The 12200-nt window shown below is 44.9% G+C and carries 8 protein-coding genes; 2 read left to right on the forward strand and 6 right to left on the reverse strand.

Annotated features, from left to right (window positions below; genetic code table 11):
* The first annotated feature begins 96 nt into the window (after positions 1-96).
* Positions 97-804: a DUF5610 domain-containing protein gene (locus tag N746_RS10875; protein ID WP_162173034.1), complete on the forward strand. Its 708-nt coding sequence runs from the start codon at positions 97-99 to the stop codon at positions 802-804.
* Positions 805-903: 99 nt separating this feature from the next.
* On the opposite strand, the gene N746_RS0106655 is transcribed toward N746_RS10875, so the two are convergent.
* The 6 genes from N746_RS0106655 to dapA all read right to left on the reverse strand — a co-directional run bounded on the left by N746_RS0106655 (position 904) and on the right by dapA (position 11497).
* Positions 904-1767 carry a universal stress protein gene (locus tag N746_RS0106655; RefSeq protein ID WP_029935085.1) on the reverse strand — a complete coding sequence of 288 codons (864 nt, stop codon included), beginning with the start codon at positions 1765-1767 and terminating at the stop codon, positions 904-906.
* Entirely contained in the window at positions 1767-3260 is a 1494-nt protein-coding gene (locus N746_RS0106660; protein ID WP_029935087.1) for a SulP family inorganic anion transporter, read from the reverse strand. Before N746_RS0106660 ends, N746_RS0106655 begins: the two co-directional genes overlap by 1 nt.
* Positions 3261-3507: 247 nt before the next feature.
* Positions 3508-5409 carry a 5'-nucleotidase C-terminal domain-containing protein gene (locus N746_RS0106665; RefSeq protein ID WP_029935089.1) on the reverse strand — a complete coding sequence of 634 codons (1902 nt, stop codon included), beginning with the start codon at positions 5407-5409 and terminating at the stop codon, positions 3508-3510.
* Between the two features lie 176 nt (positions 5410-5585).
* A complete protein-coding gene (purL, locus tag N746_RS0106670; RefSeq protein WP_029935090.1) occupies positions 5586-9455 on the reverse strand; it encodes a phosphoribosylformylglycinamidine synthase in 3870 nt (1289 codons plus the stop codon).
* Between the two features lie 93 nt (positions 9456-9548).
* Positions 9549-10619, reverse strand: coding sequence for an outer membrane protein assembly factor BamC (locus N746_RS0106675; protein ID WP_051678562.1), 1071 nt, complete (start codon positions 10617-10619; stop codon positions 9549-9551).
* The gene (dapA, locus tag N746_RS0106680; RefSeq protein WP_038125916.1) at positions 10619-11497 is read right to left on the reverse strand and encodes a 4-hydroxy-tetrahydrodipicolinate synthase; all 879 of its coding nucleotides are present in this window, start codon (positions 11495-11497) and stop codon (positions 10619-10621) included. The genes N746_RS0106675 and dapA overlap by 1 nt, the downstream gene beginning before the upstream one ends.
* Positions 11498-11723: 226 nt before the next feature.
* On the opposite strand from dapA, the gene N746_RS0106685 reads away from it, so the two are divergent.
* The gene (locus N746_RS0106685; RefSeq protein WP_029935094.1) at positions 11724-12188 is read left to right on the forward strand and encodes a peroxiredoxin; all 465 of its coding nucleotides are present in this window, start codon (positions 11724-11726) and stop codon (positions 12186-12188) included.
* Positions 12189-12200: the final 12 nt, after the last annotated feature.

A 12200-nucleotide genomic window follows, 5' to 3' on the forward strand; every position in this document is an offset into this window, starting at 1 on the left:
AGGCCTGGTGGTGAAATAACAAATTAAATAAAAAGTGCGTTAAAATAAAAATACAAGCTAAACCAGCTAACACCTTGACCAGAAAAGGATTTTACTATGGCTATTCAATCAGCTAACGGCCTTAATCAAGCTTACTCAAAAGTGTCGCAAATCGAAAATGCCACACCACAGAACAAATTACTCAACAATCAGGCTCGTCAAACTGAGAAGTTTTCGTTAGACAGTTCCAACGCAACCAGTCAAGCTTCGGGACAAGAAAAGCCGCTCACCAAAGAACAACAAAAGATCGAGCAACAAGCTAACCTAATTGAGCATTTATTTGGCAAAGGCGCACCTAAAGAAGCGAATGCCCTAAAGATTTTCTTCCAGGAAACAGTTGAAAAACTTAACGAGGTATTAGCACCGGACTTAGGGCCGAATGCCATTAGCGCAGAAAAACTAGCTGAACAGGGTGGCATGGAATATTGGTCACCGGAAAACACAGCCGGACGCATTGTACAAGGTACTACTGGTTTTTTTGAGTCCTACAAAGCGGCAAACCCAGACTTAGAAGGCGAAGCTTTGTTGGATAAATTCTTAAGTGTGATAGGCGGTGGGATTGAATCTGGATTTAAAGATGCCACCAATATCTTAGAAGGCTTTGGGGTATATAAAGATTCGATTAAAGACAATGCTGAAAAAACATTTGATTTAGTCCAACAAGGCTTAGCGGCCTTCCGTGAACAGCAAATGCAAGCAATGGGAATCAGTAGTCCAAAAGAATCAAATGAGGATGCACTGACTCAGACTACTGGTTCGGACTAATCAACAGCTTTGGTGATTGATATTTAAACATCAGATTTTGCATGACCCAACAAAAAAGCCGACAATCAATGTCGGCTTTTTTGTTACAAGCAGATTCGCTTAACGCAATAACAATACGGGTTTGCTATTGTGCTCTAGCATCTTAAGGGTAAAGCTGCCAAAAAATAAACTGCGTAACTTACCATGACTAAACGCACCCATCACCGTCATATCCAGATTGTTTTCATCCTGATAATTTAGTAATTCAGTTTGCGCATCGCCGTTTAACAAGGCCACTTGGTAAGACAAACCGGCCTGTTTTAACTGCGTAGCAGCTTGGTCCAACAAAGTCTGCGCGTCAGGCTTATCTGACACATGTACAAGATGGATTTGCATGTCACGGTACAGCGGACTTTTACAGACCATATCCAAGGCCTTATTCGCACCTTCAGTATCGTTATAAGCCAACATCATCGACTTAGGTTCTTTAAAGTTACCGTTGACGATAAAAATCGGTTTATGCAAAGCGCGAATGGAGGCTTCCAACTGTGAACCAATCCCTTTTGCTTCATCGGCATGGCCCTGACCACGCAAACCTAAAACCAGCACACGTATCTCACCTTCCAAGTCAGAAAGCGTTTCAGCTAAGTTGCCATGACGTTGCTTAGCAGCCACTTCTTTAATCGAAAAGTGAGCAATGCGAGATTTGGCTTTTTCCAACATCACCTTGCCTTGTTCGATTAAGCGCTTGCTTTCAGACTGCTCCTGATCGGACAAATCTTGCATTAGGTTTTCACGCATATTAGGCGTTAAATTGCCCGAATGATCCGTATGTTCCAACAACATACTGTGCTCAATAGAATGAACCAACTCTAATGGCGAGTTCACTTTTTGCGCGATCCAAGCTGAATAATCGACTACCGAATCGCTCATTTCCGAGCCATCGACGCAAGCCATAACCCATTTCTGCTCTAATGCTTGCATTAGTGACCTCCCATTACTTTTTCTATTTTCGCAGGATCATTATGTACCGCGTATTTATCCATTAAGGTTTCACTGGCTTCGTTTAAACCTACCACTTCAACATCTGCGCCTTCACGACGTAGCTTTATGACTACTTTATCCAACGCATAAACCGCGCTCACATCCCAGAAATGGGCACGATGCACATCGATCGTCACCTTATCCACGGCTTCTTTAAAATCAAAACATCTAATGAACTTATCGGCAGAATTAAAGAACACCTGCCCTACCACCGAATAAACACGAGTTCCCGTGGCTTCATCGAAACTTTTGCTTACATACATAAATTGGTTGAGCTTAGAAGCCATAAACAAGGCCGCTAATACGACACCAGCGATCACACCAAATGCCAGGTTATGTGTCCAGACCGTAATAATCACCGTAGCCAACATAACAATCGTGGCAGACAATGGATTCGTTCGCATTTCAGGAATCGAACTCCAGCTAAACGTACCAATTGATACCATAATCATAACTGCGACTAAAGCGGCCATCGGCACAACCGATAGGAAGTCAGACAAAAATACCACCATAATCAACAACACCACGCCTGCCGTAAAGGTGGATAAACGTCCACGGCCACCCGATTTTACGTTAATGACAGACTGACCAATCATCGCACAACCGGCCATACCACCAGTAAAGCTAGATGCAATATTTGCCACGCCCTGACCTTTACATTCTCGCTTTTTATCACTATCAGTATCCGTCATTTCATCCAATACTTGCGCCGTCATTAATGACTCCAACAAACCAACTAAAGCAATCGCCACGGCATAGGGCAAAATAATCCATAAAGTCTCGAAATTAAACGGTACATCTGGCAATAAAAATACCGGTAAAGTATCTGGCAACTCACCCATGTCGCCAATCGTACGCACATCAATACCCATCGCGACAACAATCGCGGTTAATACGATAATCACCACCAAAGGCGATGGAATGATCGAACCAATTTTGGGAACATAAGGAAATAAATAAACCAACGCTAAACCAAATGCCGTTAAGGCATAGACGTGCCAGGTGACATTCGTTAACTCAGGCAGTTGTGACATAAAAATCAGAATCGCCAAGGCATTTAAAAAACCGACCATAACGGAACGTGAAATAAAACTGATTAGATTCTGTAGGTTTAAATAACCCGCTAGAATTTGCAGAAGACCGGCTAATATGCCAGCGGCTAATAAATACTCCAGCCCATGATCCTTCACAAGATTTATCATTAACAATGCCGTAGCCGCGGTAGCGGCAGAAATCATACCTGGACGTCCACCTACAATTGCAATAACCACCGCAATCGTAAACGATGCATACAATCCCACTTTGGGATCAACGCCCGCAATAATCGAAAACGCTATCGCTTCCGGAATCAAGGCTAGCGCGACAACAATACCGGCCAAAATATCGCCACGTACATTGCCAAACCAGTCTTTTTTATTTTGTGATAACAACATTTTACCGCCCATCATTTGTTTATTTTTGTATATGCATTCGAGACCATTCTGGCCTATAAATTGAGAATCGATACTGAAACCAAGATAAAATTAAAGCAAAAGAAAGCTTTAAGGTATGTAAAAACGGATTGTATTCTAGCTGTATAAGCCTTAAATAACAACTACCAGGCCTGGTGCTGTGTTTACAACAGACATAAAAAAACCCAGCCGAAGCTGGGTTTTTATCTACTTACACCGTAAGCGTTGATTAGATCAACTTACCTGCGTAATCCGCGATACCTGGGTTATCGCTCACACCTTTCAATGTTGGGTGGTTAACTTTGTTTAGCTTCAAGTTACCTTTGTGGTTACGTAGGTAATCTGCTGCTACGTCCCACATCAAGCGACCTTCACCAACTTGGTCAACTTGCGCCCAACCAGCTACAGTATAAGTTTTGTTCGGCTCAACTGGGGTACCATCGTCCAACGTGATGTTGGTGATACGACGACCCAAAGTTTCGTTAGGATCACAAACATAATCCAAACCACCGATACGTGCCATATCACCACCTGATTGAAGGTAAGGATCAACCACAAATAGGTTTTCACAAATCCCTTCAAACACGTCTTTCAACTCAGCACCCGTCATTTCTGTACGATAGGTTTCACCATAGGTTAACGACGTTTCATCCATAACGCGTTCCATAGTGATCATTTCACCCTGGATAACTGAGGTACCCCAACGAACACCTGCAGACATGGCAATTTGAGTATCATGCTCTTCACGTAACGCGTTCACCAAAATCTGGTCCCACGTACCCATGAAGTTACCACGACGGTAAAGCGTATCTTCCGCTTCGCCAAACTCTTCGCTTAAGATTTCACCATAGGTTTTTCCTAAACGATCTTTATTGTTCTTGTACTTAGCGTTACGTGCTTCAACCACGTTTTCATCATATTTACGCTGATATAGATCAGAAATAAATTGATTAACACCTTTGTCGGCTTCTAATACATTCGAGAATACTGGCAACAAACGGTAATCGATACCTTTTAACTTGCCTTCTTGAATATCTAAATCCATTACACCAACAAACTTACCGTTAGAACCGGCGTTAGTTACATAACAAACACCGCCTTCTGGTGTTTTAACCTTAGTTGGGATCGGCATACCATCGTGAGTGTGACCACCGAAGATTGCATCGATACCGTTTACACGGCTAGCCATCTTAATGTCAACGTCCATACCGTTATGCGAAATCATGATAACCGCGGCTACTTTTTCGTTTGCACGAATGTGGTCAACCGTTTCTTGCAAGTCTTCTTCACGTAAGCCAAATGACCAGTTAGGGAAGTTAGCTTGTGGGTTTGCATTAGATAAACGTGGGAACGTCTGACCAACAACCGCAACACGCTCACCATTCACTTCTTTAATGGTGTAAGGCTTAAACGGACGTAGTTCATCTTCGTTATATAAACCAATACCGTATTTTTCAGTTACGTCATAATAGGCGTCACCAAATAAAGCGTCTTCACGAATACGCGTGTTTTGAGAAACATACTCACCTTTAAACGCTTGTAGGTTTCTCAGAACTTCGTGTTCTTCATAGGTAAATTCCCAGTGACCAGTCAAAATATCCATACCTAATAGGTTAGACGCTTCAACCATGTCCATACCACGTGTCCAAAGAGCGGTTGCTGAACCGTGCCACAAGTCACCACCATCCATGTAGATCGTATTTTGACGTCCACCAGCCTGGTCACGTAGCATGTCTAATAAAGTTTTTAGGTGGGCAAAACCACCCACTTTACCGTAACGAGCGGCCGCATCTTCGAAATCAAGGTAAGAAAAAGCATAAGACTCAGGTGTACCTTCTTTAAGACCGACGTTTTCTAGCAATGCTTTACCAACAATGTGTGGACGCTTACCATAAGCTGGGCCCACACCAAGGTTGACGTTTGGCTCACGGAAGTGAATTGGCTTTAACTGTGCGTGAGTATCGGTAGTGTGTAATAAACGAACTTTGCCTTTCATTGGCACGTTATACATGCTGGCATCACCAGACCATTCACCTGGTTTATCACCCATTGCACGAGCACCAGCTGGCAACATACCAGCGGCAGCGGCTACAGCCATTACGTGTAGAAATTCGCGACGATTTAAAGACATGAGGTCTCTCCGTTCTAATTAAAATTAAGCCCTAAAGCCGTTCAAAAAAGTCCAGCTAAGTTAACTAAATTGATGATTAAAGTCAAATTCAGCGCCCTTAGCTGCACAAGAATTATCTTATAGCTAATAAAGTTTTTTTTATAACGTCATTAAAAAATGCTTCGCAATTAAACCAATCAACCTACCCATTTACGCGCGTTTCTGAATAAACGCATCCAAGGCGCATCTTCAATCCAATCATCTGGACACCAGGAATGTTGCGCGGCTCGAAACACACGCTCAGGATGTGGCATCATAATCGTAACGCGACCGTCCTGAGTGGTTAAGCCAGTAATACCCTGTTCCGATCCATTCGGATTGAACGGATAGCGCTCAGTCGCTAAACCTTGTGCATTTACATAACGCAAACCAATCAAACCTTGTGCCGCTTCAGCTGATGCGTCACCAAAATCCACGCGGCCCTCACCGTGCGCGACCGCCACTGGAATGCGGCTGCCCGCCATGCCGGCTAATAATACCGACGGTGACTCGGTCACTTCGACCAGTGAGAGGCGCGCTTCAAACTGCTCAGAGCGGTTGCGTTTAAAGGCTGGCCAATGTTGCGCACCCGGAATAATGTCTTTTAAATTCGACATCATTTGACAACCGTTACACACACCCAAACTGAAGGTATCTTGGCGATTAAAGTAAGCTTCAAATTGATCGCGTGCGCGCGGGTTAAACAAAATGGAGTTTGCCCAACCACGGCCAGCACCCAATACATCGCCATAAGAAAAGCCGCCACAAGCCACTAAGCCTTTGAACTCGTCTAATGTCACACGACCTTCTAGAATATCGCTCATGTGAACATCAATAGAGGTGAAGCCTGCGCGATCAAAAGCGGCCGCCATTTCTTGCTGACCGTTAACGCCCTGCTCACGCAAAATCGCAACCTTAGGTTTAACACCTGTTTGAATGTAGGGCGCAGAAACGTCGTCATTTATATCAAAACTCGGCTTAGCAACCAACTCCGTATGGGCAGAATCCTTAATCGCTTCAAATTCTTGTTCGGCGCAAACTTCGTTATCGCGCATCGCTTGAATGCGATAAGAGGTTTCAGACCACCAGGCCTGGTAGTGAGCGCGCGCGCCTTTTAATAGGGTTTTACCCTGAGTTTGAATCAAAATTTCATCGGTGGTATTGATGCCGCCAATCCAATGCGACATCTCAGCCAACTGGTGTTTCGCTAAAATTTGATTAACCTGTTCGATATCCTGAGTTTTGACCTGAACCACCGCACCCAGCTCTTCAGCCGCGAGTGCCGCGATTGGTTCCGCACCTAGCTCGCTCACATCAATATCAATACCACAATGACCGGCAAACGCCATTTCAAGCAAGGTCACCAACAAACCACCATCGGCGCGATCGTGGTAAGCCTGAATTAAGTTAGCTTCGTTTAAGGCTTGAATGGCATTAAAGAAATTCACCAGATCTTGCGACTCATCCAAGTCGGCCGCCACATCACCCACTTGGTTATAAACCTGCGCTAAACAGCTGCCACCGATGCGGTTCTGCTTGCGGCCTAAATCAATAACGCATAACTGAGTATCGCCTAATTCGGTGCGCAACTGCGGAGTTAAGGTTTTCCGCACATCTTCCACACATGAAAAAGCCGTGATATTGAGTGAAACTGGTGAAATTACCGCTTTATCTTGGCTTTGGTCCTGCCAAACAGTTTTCATCGACATGGAATCTTTACCAACCGGCACCGAAATACCTAGGGCTGGACACAGCTCCATACCCACGGTTTCAACCGCTGCAAACAAGGCGGCATCCTCACCGGGATGCCCAGCCGCGGCCATCCAGTTAGCCGACATTTTAATGTCTGAAATTTGGCCAATTTTAGCCGCCGCAATATTCGTAATGGCTTCAGCAATTGCCAAACGTGCTGAGGCTTTTGGGTTAATTAACGCAACCGGAGGGCGCTCACCCATCGCCATCGCTTCGCCAGTGTAACCTTTGTAATCCGATGCGGTTACGCCCACATCCGCGACCGGAACCTGCCAAGGTCCAACCATTTGATCGCGTGTAACCATACCGGTAATACTGCGGTCGCCAATCGTAATTAGGAAAGATTTACTCGCAATAGTTGGCAGCTTTAACAAACGCTCGGTGACTTCCTCCAGTTCCAAAACGGCGGTTTCAAAACCCGGTTGCGGAATGCTTAAAGTTTTAACGTCACGTAGCATTTTAGGCGGCTTGCCTAGTAATACATTCAACGGCAAATTCACCGGTGTGCCTTCTAGCACCGTGTCATTTACCACAAGCTCTTGTTCAGCGGTGGCTTCACCCACAATCGCATACAAACAACGTTCGCGCTGACAAATGGCTTCAAACTGTTCAATTTTGTCAGGATAAATCGCCATCACATAACGCTCTTGCGATTCATTACACCAAATTTCCATAGGTGACATACCCGGCTCATCATTTGGCACTTTGCGTAAATCAAAGCGTCCACCACGTCCGCTGTCATTTACAAGTTCTGGAAACGCATTCGACAACCCCCCCGCGCCCACGTCATGTATGGAGGCAATCGGCGTATCACTCCCTAAATAAGTACAGCGATCAATCACTTCTTGAACGCGACGTTCCATTTCTGGATTATCACGTTGCACTGAAGCAAAATCCAAAGCTTCCGAACCTGAGCCTGAGTCCACACTCGATGCCGCGCTGCCGCCCAAACCAATTAACATGGCCGGACCACCTAACACCACGAGTTTTGCACCAACCGGAATGTTTTGTTTTTGTACGTGCATGTCACGAATATTGCCCAGACCACCGGCCAACATTATCGGTTTATGATAACCACGAACTTCTTCGCCATCGTGGGTTAACAAAGGGTTTTCATAGGTACGAAAATAACCGTTAATCGCCGGACGACCAAACTCGTTGTTATATCCAGCGGCACCTAACGGACCTTCAATCATAATATCCAAAGGCGATACAATACGTGCTGGACGACCATACTCACGTTCCCAAGCCTGTTTGAAGCCGGGAATATTCAAATTCGACACAGTAAAACCAGTTAAGCCCGACTTAGGTTTCGAGCCCTGGCCAGTTGCACCTTCGTCACGAATTTCACCACCAGCACCTGTAGCCGCACCTGGAAAAGGCGAAATTGCAGTGGGGTGATTGTGGGTTTCAACCTTGATCTGCACATGCACCGGTTCTGAGCTATAAGCGTATTCGGCGCTACCAGACTGCGGGAAAAAACGCACCGCATTTGGTCCTTGCATCACGGCTGCGTTATCACTATAAGCAGACAAGACACCCGCCGGATTAGATTGAAAACTGTTGCGAATCATGCCAAATAAAGACTTGGCTTTTGGCTCGCCATCTACAACCCAATCGGCGTTAAAAATTTTATGCCGACAATGTTCTGAGTTGGCTTGGGCGAACATCATCAATTCCGCATCGGTTGGGTTACGTTTTAGCTGACCAAAGTTCTCAACCAAATAATCAATCTCATCCTCACTCAAAGCCAAGCCTAACTCTTTATTGGCTTTAAGTAGCGCTTCACGACCGCCTTTTAACACGTCCACGCTGCGTAAATCTCGCGGTTTATGCTGCTCAAACAACGCGCTAATTTTGGTCAAATCCGCCCAAGCAACTGAAGTCATACGGTCGTATAAAGCTGGCATAAATGCGTCCAATTGATCCGGATTAATACCTTTTAAGAAATAAGCGATGCCTTTTTCAATGCGTTTGATTTGCGGCAAACCACAGGTATGCATAATATCCGTCGCTTTGGATGACCAAGGTGAAATCGTGCCTGGACGAGGCGTAATCAAACAAGTGGTTGATTGCGCTGGGGTTAGGTCAACACTATCTGCATTTAGCAACTGGCGTAACTGTGACAGTTGCTCAGGCGTCAAGTCGACTTCAGCCTCGTAAAAGTAAACGTTTTGCGAGGCCACACCGGCAATTTTACCTAGCGAAGCAAGCTTGGCGTTCAGTTGGCTTAAACGATAGTCAGAATGAGCGGGAAGCCCCCAAATGATTTGCATAACTCTGGTTCCTAAAATGAAGATACGGAATGAAAACTTTATTAAAACTAATAGAAAAAGCCCTCGTTAAGAGGGCTAATGATATTTAATACATTATTTTTCGAGCAATCCTAACGTCGTTAAGATATGGCGGCGTTGCTCTGCATTAAGAGGAGCCCCCCCCTCTTCTACATTTAAGCTCAACATAGTTTTGTCGGCATCTGATTCGGACGGTGTTAACTTTAAACGCACCAATTCAGGCAGATCACGCCCGGAAAATAGTCGACCAAAAAAACCTTTTGATGATGGCGTATTTTCAGGCGTTTTCAGCCAAATTTCGTATAAAGCTGGCCTGGTGGCGGTTACATACCAATCAGCACGATAAACCATCGCCTGCAAATAATCCCAAGCTTGAGACCGCGGTGCCGCGAGAACGATGCCTGCCAACTCTTCACCCTCATAAATTTCCTGGTAATAAGCCACTGTCTCAACTTCGCTAATCGCTTGAAGCTGAGTTGCACCGAAGAAAACCATCGCTCGATAAAGTGCAAGTGATTCCATCATCGTATCGTATGGACGTATAAGCCAATCGGTTGTATTTTGACTCGAATCGGCTTGCATCATGTGGTGTCGAATGTAGACTTTGACTTTTTTATTAGCGGTGTCGTCAATAACTTGCAAACTATAACGATCATAAATACCCGATACCAACTCAGGACGCCAACTGTTTAGCATTCGTGATAGTGCGCCTAACTCTTTCTCAACCGGCGCATGCTCTATTCTCGCAGCATATTGGGTTTCGATTAAACCCAAATCTAAGCGTTCTTCGGCTATGTCAAACCCTTGCTGCTGAACAAATTGGCGCAAACCCGCCCAAACCTGTTTCACATCCACCCCTTCAAACTCTATCCAGCGCTCAACTAGGTTCGATTTAACTTGAATCTGTTCAACTTGATAGCTTGGAATCGTGTCAACCTCTGACAGATCGACACTGCTAAGTGATTGGGTTAATAATGAATTTGTATCCTTAGGTTCGATAAAGTTAGGTGGCATTTCGAGTTTTTTGGCCAACTCAGCTTCATGAATACGGTGATCATCTTCGCCATTATAGATGTTCGACAAACTTGAGCAACTTGCCAGGGTTAAATACAGGACACCAAACCCCACTAACTTTAATAATGCCACTATGACAACACTCCTGCGTGAATCAGCGCGCCACGCACTATGTCATGATATGGCTCAGATAACGGCGTTAAAGGCAAACGAATTGCAGGTTTAATCAATCCCATTTCCGCCATGGCCCACTTAACGGGAATCGGGTTCGCTTCAACAAACAACTTCTGGTGCAATTCCATTAAAGGCGAGTCCAACTGGCGCGTTTTATCCGCATCGCCAGCCAACGCCGCATTATAAGCCTGAGCCACCAAGTCTGGTGCGACATTAGCCGTAACGGAAATTCCGCCATGTCCACCTAACAATATAAACTCAACAGCCGTCGCATCATCACCCGTATATAAATCAAAATCAGCATCAACCAATTCAAGGATTTTACTCACGCGTGACAAATCTCCAGTTGCCTCTTTCACGCCCACAATATTCGCAACCTTGGCTAATCGACCAATGGTTTCTGGCTGCATATCACATGCGGTACGCCCAGGAACATTGTAGAGAATTTGAGGAATATCGACCGCTTCTGCGATCTTTTTATGGTGAAGATACAAGCCTTCTTGAGTCGGCTTATTGTAATAAGGGGTGACCAGCAAACACGCATCAGCACCCACTTGTTTAGCACACTGGGTAAGTTGAATGGCTTCGGTGGTTGAGTTGGCACCAGTACCAGCGATCACCGGAATGCGTTTATTGACACGCTCAACTACAAAACGAATCACATCACAGTGCTCTTTCATATCAAGCGTGGCTGACTCGCCGGTCGTGCCGACCGCTACAATTGCTTGTGTACCGGATTGGATATGCCATTCGAGCAAACGTTCCAACGCGGCATAATCAACGCTTTCGTCCTCGTTCATTGGGGTTACCAATGCCACCATACTGCCTCTAAACACGGCCCATTCTCCACAATAATAATTTGCCGACCTGTCATCAAACCGCAACGTATCTCACGCCAAAATAATGAGCAAGCCGTAAAGGCGTAATCTTACCGTTTCAGGCCTGGTTGTTCAACTTGTTATTGCGCTTGCGATTGATTATTGCAATCCAACCCCAAAAGCGGTTGCGCACGATTAGATTTATGGTGATACTAGAACCAAAACCAAGAAAATGGAGGCCATAATGTCATCAAACTTCGCGTCACAAATCAACGATTTTGAACTCAGCGCCACGGCAGACCAAACAATTCAACTCAATGACTTAAAGGGTCATTACACGATCTTATATTTTTATCCTAAAGATAATACGCCTGGATGCGCGCAAGAAGGCCAAGATTTTCGTGACCTGTACGAGTCTTTCAAAAAACTAGATGCCGAAATTTACGGTGTATCCAAAGATAGCTTACAAAAACATCAAAACTTCAAAGAAAAATACCAATTCCCGTTTGAACTGATAAGCGACCCTGATGAAGTTTTGTGCAAAATGTTTAATGTCATCAAACTTAAAAAGAACTTTGGCAAAGAGTATATGGGCATCGAACGCAGTACCTTTTTACTCGATCCCAACCTAAATCTGATTAAAGAGTGGCGCAAAGTGAAAGTGACCGGCCACGCGCAAGATGTTTTAGACACCCTTAAAAATCATTAATCGAAACCACCA

Source organism: Thiomicrospira pelophila DSM 1534 (assembly GCF_000711195.1).
GTDB classification, from domain to species: Bacteria; Pseudomonadota; Gammaproteobacteria; order Thiomicrospirales; family Thiomicrospiraceae; genus Thiomicrospira; species Thiomicrospira pelophila.